This window comes from Kitasatospora sp. NPDC038210, assembly GCF_055600605.1.
Map to the genome: position 1 here is coordinate 320,072 of NZ_JBVJYK010000005.1, position 15,609 is coordinate 335,680.

18 protein-coding genes are annotated in these 15,609 nt (G+C 75.2%); 10 read left to right on the forward strand and 8 right to left on the reverse strand.

Annotated elements, in window-relative coordinates; genetic code table 11:
* Positions 1-67: 67 nt before the first annotated feature.
* Positions 68-499: a MarR family winged helix-turn-helix transcriptional regulator gene (locus ACZ7KX_RS13080; RefSeq protein ID WP_470326500.1), complete on the reverse strand. Its 432-nt coding sequence runs from the start codon at positions 497-499 to the stop codon at positions 68-70.
* A 62-nt stretch (positions 500-561) separates the two neighbouring features.
* Here ACZ7KX_RS13080 and ACZ7KX_RS13085 point away from each other — a divergent pair, with 62 nt between their 5' ends.
* Together ACZ7KX_RS13085 and coaE are read left to right on the forward strand one after the other, a co-directional pair.
* The gene (locus ACZ7KX_RS13085; RefSeq protein ID WP_470326501.1) at positions 562-1,203 is read left to right on the forward strand and encodes an MBL fold metallo-hydrolase; all 642 of its coding nucleotides are present in this window, start codon (positions 562-564) and stop codon (positions 1,201-1,203) included.
* 91 nt (positions 1,204-1,294) lie between these two features.
* The gene (gene coaE / locus ACZ7KX_RS13090) at positions 1,295-1,894 is read left to right on the forward strand and encodes a dephospho-CoA kinase (RefSeq protein WP_470326502.1); all 600 of its coding nucleotides are present in this window, start codon (positions 1,295-1,297) and stop codon (positions 1,892-1,894) included.
* A gap of 116 nt (positions 1,895-2,010) precedes the next feature.
* On the opposite strand, the gene ACZ7KX_RS13095 is transcribed toward coaE, so the two are convergent.
* Positions 2,011-3,246 (reverse strand): sensor histidine kinase, encoded by a 1,236-nt coding sequence (locus ACZ7KX_RS13095; RefSeq protein WP_470326503.1) that lies wholly within the window; start codon positions 3,244-3,246, stop codon positions 2,011-2,013.
* 102 nt (positions 3,247-3,348) lie between these two features.
* Here ACZ7KX_RS13095 and ACZ7KX_RS13100 point away from each other — a divergent pair, with 102 nt between their 5' ends.
* Positions 3,349-3,966 (forward strand): GNAT family N-acetyltransferase, encoded by a 618-nt coding sequence (locus ACZ7KX_RS13100; protein ID WP_470326504.1) that lies wholly within the window; start codon positions 3,349-3,351, stop codon positions 3,964-3,966.
* 7 nt (positions 3,967-3,973) lie between these two features.
* On the opposite strand, the gene ACZ7KX_RS13105 is transcribed toward ACZ7KX_RS13100, so the two are convergent.
* The gene (locus ACZ7KX_RS13105) at positions 3,974-4,705 is read right to left on the reverse strand and encodes a CTP synthase C-terminal region-related (seleno)protein (RefSeq protein WP_470326505.1); all 732 of its coding nucleotides are present in this window, start codon (positions 4,703-4,705) and stop codon (positions 3,974-3,976) included.
* A 70-nt stretch (positions 4,706-4,775) separates the two neighbouring features.
* Between ACZ7KX_RS13105 and ACZ7KX_RS13110 the strand changes: the two genes are divergently transcribed.
* The 3 genes from ACZ7KX_RS13110 to ACZ7KX_RS13120 all read left to right on the forward strand — a co-directional run bounded on the left by ACZ7KX_RS13110 (position 4,776) and on the right by ACZ7KX_RS13120 (position 7,143).
* Positions 4,776-5,684 (forward strand): LysR family transcriptional regulator, encoded by a 909-nt coding sequence (locus ACZ7KX_RS13110; RefSeq protein ID WP_470326506.1) that lies wholly within the window; start codon positions 4,776-4,778, stop codon positions 5,682-5,684.
* A 156-nt stretch (positions 5,685-5,840) separates the two neighbouring features.
* The gene (locus ACZ7KX_RS13115) at positions 5,841-6,395 is read left to right on the forward strand and encodes a GNAT family N-acetyltransferase (protein WP_470326507.1); all 555 of its coding nucleotides are present in this window, start codon (positions 5,841-5,843) and stop codon (positions 6,393-6,395) included.
* Between the two features lie 142 nt (positions 6,396-6,537).
* Positions 6,538-7,143 carry a hypothetical protein gene (locus ACZ7KX_RS13120; RefSeq protein ID WP_470326508.1) on the forward strand — a complete coding sequence of 202 codons (606 nt, stop codon included), beginning with the start codon at positions 6,538-6,540 and terminating at the stop codon, positions 7,141-7,143.
* Between the two features lie 220 nt (positions 7,144-7,363).
* Here ACZ7KX_RS13120 and ACZ7KX_RS13125 read toward each other — a convergent pair whose 3' ends face one another.
* The 3 genes from ACZ7KX_RS13125 to ACZ7KX_RS13135 form a co-directional block, all read right to left on the reverse strand.
* The gene (locus ACZ7KX_RS13125; RefSeq protein ID WP_470326509.1) at positions 7,364-8,167 is read right to left on the reverse strand and encodes a hypothetical protein; all 804 of its coding nucleotides are present in this window, start codon (positions 8,165-8,167) and stop codon (positions 7,364-7,366) included.
* A 560-nt stretch (positions 8,168-8,727) separates the two neighbouring features.
* Positions 8,728-9,987: an alpha/beta hydrolase gene (locus tag ACZ7KX_RS13130; RefSeq protein ID WP_470326510.1), complete on the reverse strand. Its 1,260-nt coding sequence runs from the start codon at positions 9,985-9,987 to the stop codon at positions 8,728-8,730.
* Between the two features lie 36 nt (positions 9,988-10,023).
* On the reverse strand, positions 10,024-10,755 hold the full coding sequence (locus tag ACZ7KX_RS13135) for a class I SAM-dependent methyltransferase (protein ID WP_470326511.1): 732 nt from the start codon (positions 10,753-10,755) through the stop codon (positions 10,024-10,026).
* A 333-nt stretch (positions 10,756-11,088) separates the two neighbouring features.
* Here ACZ7KX_RS13135 and ACZ7KX_RS13140 point away from each other — a divergent pair, with 333 nt between their 5' ends.
* Together ACZ7KX_RS13140 and ACZ7KX_RS13145 are read left to right on the forward strand one after the other, a co-directional pair.
* On the forward strand, positions 11,089-11,526 hold the full coding sequence (locus ACZ7KX_RS13140) for a hypothetical protein (protein ID WP_470326512.1): 438 nt from the start codon (positions 11,089-11,091) through the stop codon (positions 11,524-11,526).
* 179 nt (positions 11,527-11,705) lie between these two features.
* On the forward strand, positions 11,706-12,227 hold the full coding sequence (locus ACZ7KX_RS13145) for a GNAT family N-acetyltransferase (protein ID WP_470326513.1): 522 nt from the start codon (positions 11,706-11,708) through the stop codon (positions 12,225-12,227).
* 55 nt (positions 12,228-12,282) lie between these two features.
* On the opposite strand, the gene ACZ7KX_RS13150 is transcribed toward ACZ7KX_RS13145, so the two are convergent.
* A complete protein-coding gene (locus ACZ7KX_RS13150; protein ID WP_470326514.1) occupies positions 12,283-13,209 on the reverse strand; it encodes a phosphotransferase family protein in 927 nt (308 codons plus the stop codon).
* 43 nt (positions 13,210-13,252) lie between these two features.
* A complete protein-coding gene (gene soxR, locus ACZ7KX_RS13155; protein ID WP_470326515.1) occupies positions 13,253-13,801 on the reverse strand; it encodes a redox-sensitive transcriptional activator SoxR in 549 nt (182 codons plus the stop codon).
* 168 nt (positions 13,802-13,969) lie between these two features.
* Here soxR and ACZ7KX_RS13160 point away from each other — a divergent pair, with 168 nt between their 5' ends.
* The gene (locus ACZ7KX_RS13160; protein ID WP_470326687.1) at positions 13,970-14,623 is read left to right on the forward strand and encodes a thiamine pyrophosphate-dependent enzyme; all 654 of its coding nucleotides are present in this window, start codon (positions 13,970-13,972) and stop codon (positions 14,621-14,623) included.
* A gap of 68 nt (positions 14,624-14,691) precedes the next feature.
* Entirely contained in the window at positions 14,692-15,585 is an 894-nt protein-coding gene (locus tag ACZ7KX_RS13165; protein ID WP_470326516.1) for a transketolase family protein, read from the forward strand.
* Positions 15,586-15,609 lie beyond the last annotated feature (24 nt).

Here is a 15,609-nt window from a genome sequence, read left to right on the forward strand (position 1 = left end):
CCCGTCCCCGACGTCCCCCGGGCGGCTCAGGCCGCCCGGGGGACGTCCGGGTTTCGGGGCGGGCGGCTCAGGACAGGCGGCTCAGGAGGCCGACCGCGGCGCGGAGCCGGTCCTGCTCGGCGGGGGTGAGGCGGGACTCGATGGCGGCCGCGATGCGGTGTTCGCGGCGGGCGCGCTGGTCCAGGAGGGCGGCGTGGCCGGCCTCGGTGGCGGCGATGAGCTGCTTGCGGCCGTCGGTGGGGTGGGGCTGCTGGGTGACCAGTCCGGCCTCGGCCATCAGGGCGACGGTGCGGGCCATCGACTGGTGGCGGACGCGCTGGAGGTCGGCGAGTTCCGCGACGGTGCAGGAGCGCTCGTCGCGGACCAGCAGACCGAGGACGGCGGCCTGGTTCTGCGGCAGCTCGTCGTTGTCGCGCAGGGAGCGGACCAGGCTCCCGAGGGCGGCGCGCAGGTCCGCGGCGAGTTCCAGGGTGTCCGGGTGCGGGGCTTCGCTGGGCATGGCAGAAGTCTACTCGGAAGATCTACAGCATCGCTGTACAGCTTTGCTGTATGGTTTCGGGCATGCGAATCACCAAGTTCGGACATGCCTGCGTACGCGTCGAGCACGGCGACACCACCGTCGTCGTCGACCCCGGAGTGTTCACCGACCCCGCCGCGCTGGCCGGCGCGGACGCCGTCCTGATCACCCACGAGCACATGGACCACTTCGAGGAGTCCCGGCTGCGCGCCGCCCTGGAGGCCGACCCGGCGCTGCGCGTGTGGACCAACACCGCCGTCGCCGCCCAGCTGGAGGGCGTGGCGCAGCGGGTCACCGCGGTCGGCGAGGGGGACGCCTTCGAGCTCGGCGGCCTCGGCGTCTCGGTGCACGGCGAGTGGCACGCGGTGATCCACCCGGACATCCCGCAGGTGCGCAACATCGGCTTCCTCTTCGACGGCCGGCTCTTCCACCCCGGTGACGCGTTCACCCTGCCGCCGCACGCCGTGGACACCCTGCTGCTGCCGCTCGCGGCGCCGTGGAGCAAGGCCTCCGAGGTGATCGACTACGTCCGGGAGGCCGGGGCGCACCGGGCGGTGCCGATCCACGAGGCGGTGCTCAGCCCGGCCGGCTTCGCCGTCCACACCCGACTGGTCGGACCGGACGGGCCGGGCACGGGCTCGGAGCTGGCCGTCCTCGGGGACGGGGAGAGCCTGGAGCTGGGCTGACCTCCGGGTGCGCCGCCCGGGTGCGGAGCCGGCGCCGCCGGGTGCCCGCCCGGTGCTGACGGGCCCGGTGCGGCGCCGGTAGCCTGACGCCATGCTGAAGATCGGACTGACGGGTGGCATCGGTGCGGGCAAGAGCGAGGTGTCCCGGCTGTTCGCCGCGCACGGCGCGGTGATCGTGGACTCCGACGTGATCGCCCGCGAGGTGGTCGCCCCCGGGACGGACGGCCTGGCGGCCGTCGTCGCCGAGTTCGGCCCGCAGGTGCTGCGGGAGGACGGCGCGCTGGACCGTCCGGCCCTCGGGGCGGTCGTGTTCGCCGACCCGGAGCGGCTGAAGGCGCTGAACGCGATCGTCCACCCGCTGGTGCGGGCCCGCTCCGCCGAGCTGGAGGCGGCAGCCGCCCCGGACGCGGTCGTGGTGCACGACGTGCCGCTGCTGGCCGAGAACGGGCTGGTGTCGCTGTTCGACCTGGTCGTGGTGGTCGACGCCGCCGACGAGGTGCGGGTGGAGCGGCTGGTGCGGTTGCGCGGGATGGCCGAGGAGGAGGCCCGGGCCCGGATGGCTGCGCAGGCCTCGCGGGCGGACCGGCTGGCGATCGCCGACCTGGTGATCGACAACGGCGGCGGGCTGGCGGAGCTGTCGGCCCGGGTGGACGAGGTCTGGGCGGAGCTGGCGGAGCGCGCGGCGGCCTGAGCCGCGGGGCGGTTTGAGCTGCGGGGTGGTTTGAGCCGCGGGGTTACGTGGGCCCGGCCCGGCCCGGCCGGGCCCGGCCCGGCCCGGCAGTCCCGGCCCTGGCGGGCCGTGCCGGGTCAGCCGGTCTGGCCGGCGCCGAGCGGCAGCCGGGCCCGCACCGCGAAGCCGCCCTCGGCCGTCGGCCCCGCGTGCAGGGTGCCGCCGAGATCGCCGGCCCGGGTGCGCATGCCGGTCAAGCCGTGCCCGCCGGAGGGCAGACCGCTTCCGTCGGCCGTCGGTGCGGGGCCGCCCGTCGGCCCGTCGGACTCCGCCGCGGCCGGGGTGTTGACCACCGCCAGGCGCAGCCCGTCCGGCCGGACCTCGACGGTGACGGCCACCTCGGCCGCCGGGGCGTGCTTGTGCGCGTTGGTCAGCGCCTCCTGGACGATTCGGTACGCCGCGTACTGCACGGCGGGCCCGGGCGCGGGCAGTCCGTCGGCCGGGCCGGTGACGGTCAGTCCGACCGCCAGCCCGGCCTGCCGGGACTCCTCGACCAGGGTGGGCAGGCCGCGCAGCGAGGGCGCCTGGTCGGCGGCCGTGGTCAGCACGCCCAGCAGGCCGCGCAGTTCGGTGAGCGCCTGCAGTCCGAGGGTGCGGATCAGGCCGAGCGTCTCCCGGACGGCGGCCGGGTCGTCGGCCCGGGCGACCTGACCGGCGCCCGCGTGCAGGGTGATCAGTGACACCCGGTTGGAGACCACGTCGTGCATCTCCCGTGCGAGCCGGGAGCGTTCGGCGGCCGCGGCGCGCTCCTCGACGTGCCGGCGGGCGTCCTCCAGCAGCCGGTTGCGCTCGCCCAGGAAGCGGTTGCGCTCCGCGAGCACCCGGACGGTGTGGGCGCGGTGGTGGGTGGTCAGCCCGAGGAGGATCGGGACCGCGCCGAAGACCAGCGGGTCCTCGATCAGGCCGGCCAGTGAGGAGGGGGTGGTGACGTCCCCGAGGTCGAACGGGACGATCAGCCGCAGTTCGGCCGCGGTCGCCAGGACGTACAGCAGCGTGGTGGTGCCGCGCCGCGCCGCCAGCCCGTAGAGGGCGACGGCGAGCGGGAGTTGACCGCTCACCAGGGTGGCCGCGGTGACCGCCGCGGGATGCCGGCGTCGCAGGGCCAGGGCGAGGGCGCCGAACGCCATCAGGCCGGCGTTGACCGACGGCGAGGTGGTCGGGCCGAAGTCCGGGTCGTTCGCGGCGAGCGGGACGAGCACCAGCATGACCAGGGCGGTCGGCGCGAGGTCCCGGACCGGGCGGGGCAGCCGCACCGGCGGCCAGGGCGGCGGCGCGTCGGGGTCGACGGCCGGCCGGTCGGTGAGGTGCTGCATGAGGGGCATGCTTCCACACCGGGGTCCGACCGGGATGATCGTCCGACCGTGTGGCCGGGAAGGGGCTGGTGCGAGGACCCCGGTGGGGAGAACATGGCGGGCATGAGTGATCATCTTTCGTCCGGGGTGCAGTCGGCCGAGTCGCAGTCGGCCGAACTGCGCCCGACCGGCCCGCACCCGACCGACACGGCCCCGACCGAGCGGCACGTGGCCGTCGAACGGCTGGAGCAGTACTCCCGCGCCGAGCAGGTGGAGATCCTCGGCCCGGGGGCCGACCCGTACGGGGTCGCGTACACCGGGCTGACCTACCTGCCCAAGGAGATCCACTTCGGTGTCCGGGCCGCCGACGGGCGCCTCGTGGCCCACACCGGGCTGCGGCCCCTGCCGCTCACCGCGGGCGGCACCGACCTGACGGTGATGGGCGTCGGCGGGGTCTGCGTCGCCCCCGACCGGCGCGGCGGCGGCCTCGCGCACGCCGTGGTCGGGGCCGCCCTGGACCACGCCCGCACCCTCGGCCACCGGCGCGCGCTGCTGTTCTGCCGCCCGCCCCTGGTCACGCTCTACCGGGGGCTGGGCTTCCGCGAGGTGACGCAGGAGGTGACGGTGGAGCAGCCGGAGGGCCGGCTGGCGGTGATGCCGCTGCGCACCATGTGGGCGCCGCTGGCGGCGGGGGCCGACTGGCCGGAGGGGCCGGTCCGGCTGCGCTCGCTGCCGATGTGAGGCCGGATCAGGCGAGGGCCGTCGGCGCGGAGGACTCCGCGTGGGCCACGGCGGCGGCGGCCAGCGCACGGATCGCGGCGTGCGCCCGGGTGCCGTCGCCGGACAGCTCGGGCTGGAACAGCGAGGCGAGGAAGAACGGGTGGTCCGGCAGTTCCAGGATCCGCACCTCGCCCGACTCGTCCGCGCCGCTGAACCGCAGGCCGTGCGCGCTCAACCGGTCCAGGTAGGCGGCGTTGAGGCCGTACGCGCAGTGGTAACGCTCCAGGGTGCGGGTGGTGCCGAAGACGCGCTCGGCGAGGCTGCCCGGGGTGATGGCGACGGCGCCCTCGTGGCCGACCAGTGAGCAGCTCAGCGGGGCGATCACCTGCTGCTCCCCGTCGGGCTGCTGCTCGCCGTGGACGGCTCCGGCCAGGCCGCAGACGTCGCGGGCGAACTCCAGGACCGCGTGCTGGAACCCGGCGCAGGTGCCGAGGAAGGGGATGCCGCGTTCGCGGGCGGTGCGCACGGCGGCCACCGCGCCCTCCTCGCTGCGGTAGGGGCTGCCGGGCAGCAGCCAGACGGCGTCGAAGCCGTCCAGGGCGCCGGCCGCCGCGGCGTCCTCGGTGGGGATCCAGTAGGCGTCCAGCACGAGGTGGTCGTGCTCGGCGAGGGCGTCGAGCAGGCCGGGGATGCGGGCGTGCGAGCGGACGGCGGGGGAGCGGTCGCCGACGAGGGCGACCCGCGGGGTCAGGTTGGTCATGCGGCTATCCTGACCCCGCACCCGAGATCAGCGCCAACGATGATTTCTTACACCTCGATCAGATCGGTTGATGGCCGCCGTGGATCCCCAGCAGCTGCGCACCTTCGTCACCGTCACCCGTCTCGCCTCCTTCTCCGACGCGGCGCGGGAGCTCGGCTACACCCAGTCCGCGGTCTCGCAGCAGATCGCGGCGCTGGAGGCGGACCTCGGCACGGCCCTGCTGGTCCGCCGTCCGGTCGGCCCTACCGAGGCGGGGCGCCGGCTGCTGGAGCACGCCGCGCCGCTGCTGGTCCGCCTGGAGGCGGCGCGTGCCGACGTCGCGCGCCTGGCCGGTGCCCCGAGCGCCCGGCTGGTGGTCGGCGCCACGGCGCCCGCGGTCGGGGCGGTGCTGGGGCGCGCGCTCGGCGAGGTGCGCCGGGCGTACCCGAGGGTGCAACCGGAGGTCCGGGTGCTCGCCCAGGACGTGCTGCCCGCGCAGGTCGCCACCGGCGAGGTCGACCTCGCCCTGATCGACGGCCTGGCCGCGCCCAGCGACCCGCTGCCGCTGCCCGAGGTCGGACCGCTGCGGACCGTCGCGGTGGACGAGCAGCCGGTCGTCGTGGTCCTGCCCGCCGGCCACCCGCTGGCGGGCCGCCCCAGCCTCGCGCTCGCCGACCTCTCCGCGGCCCGCTGGCTGGACGCCCCGGACCTCACTCCTCCGGTCGCCCGGCTGCGCGCGGTGGCGGGCGTCGACGGCTTCCGGCCCGCCACCCGCTACCGGGGGACCGACCTGCACGGGTTGCTGGCACTGGTCGCCGCCGGGCACGGGCTCGCGCTGCTGCCCGGGCCGGTGCCGGCCGGGGTGCCCGGGGTCGGGTGCGCGCCGATCGCCGCGCCCCGGCTGGTGCACCGCACCGAGCTGGTGCACGGGAGCCTGCCGGAGGGGCCGGCGGCGCTGCTGGCGCGGCTGCTGGAGGGGGCACAGGCCGACTCCGCCTGACCGGCGGCCGCCGTGCGGCGGCCTGCGGCGCGGCAGGCTGCGGTGCGGCGGTCCACGGTCCGGTGTGCGGCGGTGCGCCGTGCGGCGGCCTGCGGCGCCGGCCGGTTGCTTGAATCGGGTTGCTGGGGCTGCCGGAGCCGATGGAATGATCACGCAATGAGCATCATCATCAGACGGGTACGGCAAGAGGATTGGGCGCGGGTCAAGGAGATCCGCCTGGACTCACTGCGGGACCCGGTCGCGGCCATCGCCTTCCTTGAGACCCACGAGCAGGCGGCCGCCAGGCCGGACGAGTTCTGGCAGGACCGCGCGGCGCGGGCGGCGACCGGCTCCGCCGTGGCGCAGTTCGTCGCTGAGGACGCGGACGGGCACTGGCTCGGCGCGGTCAGCGCGGTGGTCGAACGGCCCGGCGGGCCGGGGGCGTTGGAGGGCGACGTCGTCCGGGTCGAGCAGACCCACATCGTGGGCGTGTACGTCCGGCCCGAGGCGCGCGGCACCGGGCTGGCGCCCGATCTCCTCCGGGCGGCCCGCGACTGGTCCTGGTCGCTCGCCGAACCCCGGATCGAGCGGGTGCGGCTGTTCGTCCACGAGGACAACGCCCGCGCCGAGGCGCTGTACGTCAAGGTCGGGTTCGAGCACTCCGGCGTGGCGCTGCCCGTCCCGGGTGACGCGTCGCACCGGGAGATCGAACTGGCGGTCTCCCGGGGCTGATCGCCGCGCTCCGGGGCGGTGCTCCGGGATCGTCCTGCGGGGTCGGCGGGCGATCCGGGAAGGCGGCCCGGGGGGTTGTGAAGACGAGGTCACCAGGCGTTCACGTCCCGGGGCTGACGGTCGCCGCCCATCCGGTGCTGTCATGAGCACAGCTGCCCGGCGAACGGCCGGGCCGACCCTGGAGATCTTCCCCATGATGCTCCGTCAGCGCCTGACCGTCGTCGCCTCGGCGGCCGCCCTGACCGTCGCCGGGCTCGCCGCGGGCACCGCCCACGCGGCCGCCCCGGCGACCGCCACCGCGAAGTCCCGTGCACTTGCCGCGAGTTGTTCGCAGGACTACCTGCCGCTGCCCGACCCGTCCTGCACCCCGGGTGCGTACAACCCGGACGTCACCCAGGACACCATCGGGCAGACCATCTGTGTCTCCGGCTGGACCGCCACCGTCCGCCCGCCGACCAGCTACACCAACCCGCTGAAGGTGCGCCAGATCGCCCAGTACGGCTACGACGACACCAGCACGGCCGACTACGAGGAGGACCACCTCGTCCCGCTGGAGCTCGGCGGCGCCCCGCGCGACCCGGCCAACCTGTGGCCCGAGCCGCGCTACGGCACCGAGCCGGCGCAGAGCAAGGACTCCGTCGAGACCCGGCTGAAGAACGCGGTGTGCAGCGGTCGGGTGAGCCTGGACGACGCCCGCGGCGCGATCGCGAGCGACTGGACCACGGCCCTCAGCGTCCTGGGGCTGTGAGGCGCGCCGCAACTCCGGAGCGCCGCGGTTCCTGAGCGCCGCGGCTCCCGGGCGCCCAAGCTCCCGAGCGCCGCGGCTCCCGGGTGCCCCCGACGCGGTGAAGCCGGTTCACCGTGGGCGGGCGCGAAGGAGCCGCCCGGTCCGTCCGGTCCCCTGTGCCGGACGGGCCGGACGGCCGTCTGTGGGGTGGTGCGGGCGCCCGGGTGCGGCGCCCCCCGGATCAGCCGCAGCCGGGCAGGGCCTCGCACATCGGCGCGGTCATTCCGGTGCCGACGTACTTGTCCTCGGGGGCCTTCCAGGCGTCCTTGGGCTGGGCGCCGGCCTTGGTGGTCGCCCAGACGGACAGCTCGCTGACCGTCCCGCCGTCGGTGACCGCGTACTCGTGCAGGGTGACGGCGGTGCCGTCGGCCTGCGGGATCGTCAGGACGGCGGCGAAGTACGGCGCGTCGTCGGCGCTGTTGACCTTCACGGTGGCCCCGGGCGCGGTCTTGGCGCAGCCCTTGAGTGCGTCCGTCAGACGCTGGTCGACCATGTTGGTCGTCTGCTTGGTGCCGCTGCTGTGGGTCGGGTCGCCGACGAAGAGCAGGGTCTGCTGGGCCGTCCAGCGGTCGCCGCCGAAGCCGACCGAGGCCTTCGCGGAGGCGGTGCCCGCGAACCCGTACTCGTCGTCCTTGGCGATCGGGGCGTGGCACAGCTCCATGCCCTTGAACTGGACCGGGCCGGTCTGCGGCTTGGCGTTGGCCGCCAGCGGCGCGTAGTGGTAGGCCTCGTCCATCGGGATGCTCTTGGTGTCCATCCAGGCCTTGGCCGGGATGGTCTTCGCGGCTCCGTCGGTGCCGGCGGGCTTGCCGGCACCCGTGGCGGGGGCACCGCTGGGGGCGGCGCCGGTCGCGGCGGCGGTGGACGGAGCGGGTGCGGCGGTCTTGCCGCCGTCCGCGCCGCTGTTGTCCGGCCCGCAGGCGCTGAGGGCGCCCAGGCAGACGAGGGCTGCGGCGGTGGCGGTGGCCAGGCGGGTGCTGCGCAACTGACGAATCCTCAAGTGTCCGGTGGCGTGGATCGGGGTCGGGTGCGCGTCGGTCGCGGGCCGCTGGTGCGCGGCACCGCCCGTCCGCCCCCGCCGCCCGGGCGACCCGTGGTCGCGGGCACTCGGCATGGCTCTTCCTCCCCCGTTGACGTGCTGCCGTCCGGCTCCTGGCCGCGCCGCCATCCTCGGGTTTGAGGGGCGGTCAGCGCCGGTGCTGCGTCGACGGCGGTCGAAACCTATGCCAAGCGACCGTCGGGAGCAAAGCGGGATTCCGGCGGACGCCCGGGTGGCCCGGATGGTTGCAGGGCAGTGGTGGGGAACGTGTGTGCGGGCACGGCGGGAGCTATGCGCGGGGTGCGGGGGATTCCTGGAGCGGCCGGACACGGTCAAGTGCCGCCCGGAGCAGGGGATCCACGCCGACGGAGCGCGGTGCTGCGAGCGCGTACGGTGCCCCGGCCGCACCGGAGGACGGACCGCGGGCGGCGCCCGACACCAAGGCTTTCCCACGCGGTGGCCCCGGGCCGGCGAGCGTCGGAGGGGCCGCGGCGGGAACCGGGCGGCTACCCGTGGGTGCCCGGGACGCCGAGCTGCTGGGCGAGCCAGGGGAGCGCCTGGGCGAAGGTCGCGGCGCCGGTCTGCCAGCTGTGCTTGCCGGAGCCGACGGCGGAGACGGTGCGGATGCCGTCCTTCCGGGCAGCCGCCTCCAGGGCCTTGGCGGACTCGATCTGGCCGTGCTCCTCGTCGCCCTGGCCGAAGTAGCCGGAGACGCCCTGGTACCGGGGGTGGTGGGCGAGCACCGTCAGCGGGTCGTGGGCGGCCCAGGCCGCGGCGTCGCCGCCGTACAGTTCCTGGACGGTGTGGTCCTTGTCGCCGATGAACGGACCCCGGTCGCCCGAGAAGTCGCCGAAGTGCGTGAAGACGCCGGGGTGTTCGACGGTCAGGTCGACGGCGCAGGTGCCGCCCATCGACCAGCCGGCCACGCCCCACTTGTGCGGGTCGGTGGCGGCGTTGAAGGTCTTCTGGACGAACGGCGGGACGTCCTTGACCAGGTGGGTCTCGGCGTTGCCGTGCGGGCCGTCCACGCACTCGGTGTCCACCCGGAAGCCGCCGGTGGCGTCGACGAAGACCAGGATCGGCGCGAAGCCGTTGTGCTGGGCGGCGAACGCGTCGGCGGTCTTCACGGCGTTGCCGGAGCGGATCCAGTTGTCCGGCGCCGCGAACTCGCCGCCGATCATCTCCAGCACCGGCAGCTTGGGCCTGCTCTGGCTGCGGAACCAGGCGGGCGGCAGGTACACCAGCTCCTGGCGGTGGGCGAAGCCGCCGGTGGTGTCCGGTATGTCGACCTGGACGATGCGGCCGGTGCTCGTCCTGCCGTGGAGGGAGGCGAGTTCGGCGAGCGTGACCTGCTCCGGCAGCGGCCCGCCGCCGAGCTCACCGATCGCGTCGCCCAGGGTCGGGTAGTAGCCGGTGGCGGCGTTCAGGCTGTTCGCGGCGCAGAACAGCGCCAGCAGGACGGTCGGCACCACCAGCAGTCGCCGCCACCACCGCGCGCCGCGCCAGCCGAACCCGAGCACGCACAGGGCCGCGACGGCCACCCCGCTCCACAGCCACACCCCGTACGGGATCGGGTCGGTGATCCCGCTGAGCGTCACCACGGCGACGGCGGCGACGGCGGTGACCGCCGCTGCCGTCCCGAGTGCGATCGGACCCCACTTCAGCCGCCACGCCCGGTCCCGCCGGGCCATCGAGCCCAGGAACACCGCGAGGGCCGCGGCCTGCACCGTCCAGGGGAACCAGCCGTCCAGCAGGGAGACGTTCATGGGGCCGGAGGCTAGGCGTGGAGGATGAGAGTCTGGTTAGAGACTGGTAGTTCGCTGGAAGAGACCTGTGAGGAGGAAGGGGAGACCGAAGAGCCCGGAGTCCGGCGGCCGGGCCGCCATCGGGCGGATCTCCAGCGGCGTGAGCTCGCGGAACAGCGAGCGGAGCTCGTCGGGGGACCACGCCAGGCCGCCCTCCAGGGCGCCCAGCCGGTACAGCTCCTCGTCGGGCCGCTCGGACCCCATCGCCCCGGCGGCGAACGCGGTGACGGCGAAGTGCCCGCCCGGTGCGAGGACGCGGTCGAGGAGGGCGAGGTAGCTGACGCGGCGGTGCGGCGGCAGGTGGTGCAGGCAGCCGGAGTCGTAGACCAGGTCGTACCGGGCGTGCGGGAGGTCGGCCTCGAAGATGCTCGCCCGGTGGAAGCGCAGGGCGGCTCCGACCCCGGCCTCGCGGGCGCGCTCCTCGGCCCAGGCGACGGCGGCGGAGGAGACGTCGACGGCGTCCACCTCGAACCCGCGGGCGGCCAGGTGGATCGCGTTGCGGCCGGGCCCGCAGCCGAGGTCGAGGGCGCGGGCGGGCGTGTGCCCGGGGCGGGGGGAGAGCACGCCGCGGTCGAGGTAGGAGACCAGGTTCTCGTCCGGCTCGGGGGTGAAGAACGGGCGGTCGGCGGAGCGGTCGGCGTAGAAACGGTCCCACCAGGCCTCGGCCGGCGGGAACAGCCGGTCGAGGAGGGCGAGGACGTCCTCGGCGGTGCGGATCGTGCGGTTCATGCGGCCGAGCGTAGGCGGCCCGGCGGGTGGCTGCGAGCGGCGCGAAATCCCTTGTGGGGCAGGCTGTCGGGGCCCCGGCCGCGGTGGTGGGAGGGGGTGGTCCCGGGTCGGTCCGGCGTACGGCGGCGTGCCCGCAGCGCGCCGGGAAGGGCTCGTTCCGCGGAGCCGCCGGGGCCCGCGGGAGCGGGGGCGGCATAACGTTTCGGGCAAGGCTGCGAGCGGGCCCGGCAGGCGTGGGGGCGGCCTGCCGCCGTGTGGGGGCGTGTTGGATTCGAACGCGTTCAAATGTATGCGTTCACACACGTGCCCGGGGGATCCATGGAAGCGGTGCCGGTGAGCGCCCGTCTGCTGTCGGGGCTCGGGGGCGTCGTCTTCCTCCTGCCGGTGGTCGCCGTCGTGGGCGGGTTCGGTGCGGCCGGGGCGTTCCTGTACGCGGCCGGGCTGCTCTGCGTGGCGGCCTGCGCCGTGCCGCCCTTCTTCGGCGGCCGCAAGCACTTCCGGGTCGCCTGTGCGGCGGCCGGAATGGCCGTCGCGGCGGTGTCGGTGCCCTGCGGCCTCGTCGGCGTCCTGTTCGCGCCGGCGGTCGACGGCTGGCTCCTCCACCTGGCCTTCCTCGCCCTGCCGGTCACCGCGATCGCCGGGTTGATCGCGGGGTTCCGGCGGGCCCGGGGCCGCGAGTGCGGCCGTCGGGCGGCGGTGGTCGCCCGGGTGTGCGCGGCGGTCACGGCGACCGGCTGGCTCGCCGTCGACCTGTGGGCACTGCCGCTCTAGCGACGCGACGCGGCGCGAAGCGATGCGGCGCGAAGCGATGCGATGTGACGCGGTGCGGCGCGGCCCGAGCCCGTGCGGCCCGAGCTCGTGCGGCCCGGAGCCCGTGCGGCCCGAGCTCGTGCGGCCCGGAGCCCGGCAGCCGAGGAACTCGTCGGCGGGGAGTGGTCGTTGGGGCCGGTGTGACCGACGAAACGATCCTCCTCGCCCCGATCGCCGAGGCCGACCTCGCCCGGCTGGAGGTGCTGGTCGGCGACCCCGGGCAGTTGGGCCCGTTCCAGTGGTTCGGCTGGCGCGATCCCGGCCGGTTCCGCCGCACCTGGGCCGAGGACGGCCTGCTGTCGGACGAGCGGTCGGTTCTGGCGGTCCGGGCCGGCGGCGAGTTCGCGGGATTCGTCGCCTGGCGCCGGATGAACGCCGCGACCAACGCCCCGTACTGGAACATCGGCATCCAGCTCCGTCCGGAGGTGCGCGGCCGGGGCATCGGCACCGCGGCCCAACGCCTGCTCGTGGACTACCTGTTCGCGCACTCGCCGGTCATGCGGCTGGAGGCGGACACCGAGTCCGGCAACCACGCCGAGCAGCGGGCGCTGGAGAAGTGCGGCTTCACCCGGGAGGGCGTGCAGCGCGCACTGACCTTCCGGGACGGGCAGTGGCGCGACGTCGTCCGCTACGGCCTGCTGCGCACGGATCCGCGCGGTTAGGGCCGGTCTTCAACCCTCGCCTCCGGGCAGACGACGGGGGTTTGAAGACGGGCCCCTAGCGCAGCGCCCCGAACCACTCCTCGGCGAGGGCGTCCAGTGTCCGTGCGGCGGGCTTCAACTCCCGTAGGTACCAGGGCAGGTTGCTGTAGACGTGGAGCAGTGTGTAGGCCATCAGCAGCCGCGGCTCGACGGCCCGGCCGTAGGTGGCCAGCAGCTGCCCGAGGAGGTGCGGGTCGGCGCGGGTGGTGAAGAGGCCGACGGCGACGAGGTCGTAGTCGGGGTCCCCGATCATGGCGGGCTCGAAGTCGAACAGGCCGGTCAGGCGCCAGCCGGCGGCGGGGTCGGTGAGGAGGTGCTCGCGCATGAACTCGGTGTGCAGCAGGGCGCGTCCGGGCGCCGCCGGGAGCGGGGCGGCGGCGAGGAAGTCCGGGATCTGCTCGGACCAGGCCTCCGACAGGCCGCGCTCCCGCTGGCGGGCGACGGCGCCGGCCCGCTGATCGTCGAGGAAGGCGTGCCAGTCGCCGGGACCGAGGGCGTCGGCGAGCGGTTCGGGGTCGAGGGCGTGCAGGGCGGCGAGCGCCTCGCCGCAGTCGCGCGCGATCCGCTCGCGCTCGGGCCGGGGGATGCGGGGCCAGGCGGTCGCCAGGCCCTCGCCGGGCAGCCGGGACATCAGCACGTAGCGCCAGCCGTTGACGTACTCGCCGGCCTCGCGCACCACCGGGGTGGGGATCGGCAGCGCGCCCCGCAGCCGGTCCAGGACGCGCGCCTCAACGAGGCCGTCCCGGGCGCCGGCGGCCGGGAACAGCTTGAGGACGTGCTCGTCGCCGACGGCGTAGACCGGGACGGAGCCCTCCGCAAAGCGTTCCAGCGGCAGTCCGCCGACGCCGAGCCGGGCGCACAGCGCCTCCGCGCCGGGACGCACCACCGACTCGTCGGGGACGACCGCGTCCCGTTCCTCGTCCGTCAGTACCAGAGGCAGCACGGGCGCACCGTAGGCAGAGCACGGCCCGCGCCGCAAAGGCTTTTCACCGCTCCTGCGAGGCGGCGCCGCACGCGTCGGCGGACGGTGAGACCGGCTCGGGCCCGGCGGCCGGGTCGCGGGTGAGCAGGTAGCGGGCGCCGGGGCCGGCGTCGGCGGCGCGGTCGCCGGCGTTGTAGAGGGCGCAGCGGGCGAGCGAGAGGCAGCCGCAGCCGATGCAGCCGGACAGCTTGCGCTTCAGCAGTTCGAGTTCGGCGATCTGCTCGTCGATGCGGCCCTGCCAGGACTCGGCCACCCGGTCCCACTCGGCGCGGGTGGGGGCCGGGCGGTCGGGGAGGCGGTCGAGGGCGACCCGTGCCTCGTCGAGGGAGAGGCCGACCCGTTGGGCCGCGCGGATGAACGCGATCCGGCGCAGGGTGCCCCGGGTGTAGCGGCGCTGCCCGCCGGTGGTGCGGGTGGCGTGGATCAGGCCGAGGCTCTCGTAGTAGCGCAGCGCGGACGCGGCGAGGCCGCTGCGGTCGGCGAGTTGGCCGATCGTGAGCAGGTCGCTGTGGTGCGGGCCGGCGGTGCGGCGGTCGTCGGGGTGGGCCGTCATGGGAACCCACTGTAGCCGCTTGACCTCAAGCTGGCTTTAAGTTGCACGATCGTGGTCATGACGACGAACGCAACCGCGGGATCCGTGACCGAGAGCCGTTCCGAGAGCCGTTCCGGGAGCCGTGCCCAGGCTCGCTCCGAGGCCCGGTTCGAGGACCTGCCCGCCCTGATGGCACTGATGACCGGCGCCGAGAAGCACGGCCCGGCCGCCACCTCCACGCTGGACGTGCTCTGGGTGCTGTACGACCGGGTGCTGCGGGTCGGACCGGAAACCGCGCAGGAGCAGGACCGCGACCGCTTCCTGCTCTCCAAGGGCCACGGGCCGATGGCGTACTACGCGGTGCTGGCGGCCAAGGGCTTCATCGACCCCGAGGTGCTGCCGAGCTTCGGCGGCTACGACTCGCCGCTCGGCCACCACCCGGACCGCACGCTGGTGCCCGGCGTGGAGATCTCCTCCGGCTCGCTCGGGCACGGCCTGCCGCTGGGCGTCGGCACGGCGCTCGGGCTGCGCGCGCAGGGCCTGACCGACGCCGCCGTGTGGGTGCTGGTCGGCGACGCCGAGTTCGACGAGGGCTCCAACCACGAGGCGGTCGCCTTCGCCGGGTCGTACGGGCTGGAGCGGCTGCACGTCGTGGTGATCGACAACTCCTCGGCCACGCACGGCTGGCAGGGCGGCATCGCGCAGCGGTTCGCGGCCGCGGGCTGGTCGACCGCGACGGTGGACGGCCGCGACCACGAGGCGCTGCACCGGGCCTTCACCGCCGAGCACCCGGGCCGCCCGCACGTGGTGGTCGCCCGGGTGGAGCCCAAGGAGAACCACTGAGCATCCGGCCGCCCCGAGAGCGCCCGGACGAGCACGCCGAACCCGCATTCCCGGAAGGAACGTCACCGATGGACACCATGCGCGACCGCTTCGTCGCCGTCACCACCCGCCTGCTGGACGAGGACCCCCGGCTGGCGGTGGTGCTCGCCGACATCACCGCGGCCGCCTTCACCCCGGCCCAAGAGCGCCACCCCGACCGGGTGGTCAACGTCGGCATCCGCGAACAGCTGCTGATCGGTGCGGCCGGCGGCCTGGCGCTGAGCGGGATGCGGCCGATCGCCCACACCTTCGCCAGCTTCCTGATCGAACGGCCTTTCGAGCAGGTCAAGTTGGACCTGGTCCACCAGGGCGTGGGGGCCGTCCTGGTGAGCGCGGCGGGCTCGTACGACTGGCCGGCCGGCGGCCGCACCCACATGTCCCCGGGCGACGTGGCGCTGCTGGACACCCTGCCGGACTGGACCGTCCACGTCCCCGGGCACCCGGACGAGGCCGAGCAACTGCTGCGCCACGCGTACGCGGACGGCGACCGCAACGTGTACGTCCGGCTCTCGGCGCACCAGAACGCCGCGCCGGTGGCGGTCGAGCCGGGCCGCTTCGGCACCGTCCGCACCGGCTCGCGCGGTGTGGTGCTGGCCGTCGGGCCGATGCTGGACGCGGTGCTCGCGGCCACCGAGGGCCTGGACGTCACGGTGCTGTACGCGGCGACGGTGCGCCCCTTCGACGCGGCCGGGCTGCGGGCGGCCGTCGGCGAGCGGGCGGAGGTGGTGCTGGTCGAGCCGTACCTGGCCGGGACCTCGGCGAACGAGGTGCACGAGGCGCTGGCCGACCGCCCGCACCGGGTGCTGGGCCTGGGCGTGCCGCGCGAGGAGCACCGGCACTACGGCTCGATCGCGGAGCACCTGGCCGCCTACGGCCTGGACGCGCCCGCGCTGCGGGAGCGGATCGGCACCTTCCTCTGGTGAGCCGGCCACGGTTCCCGGGGCAGC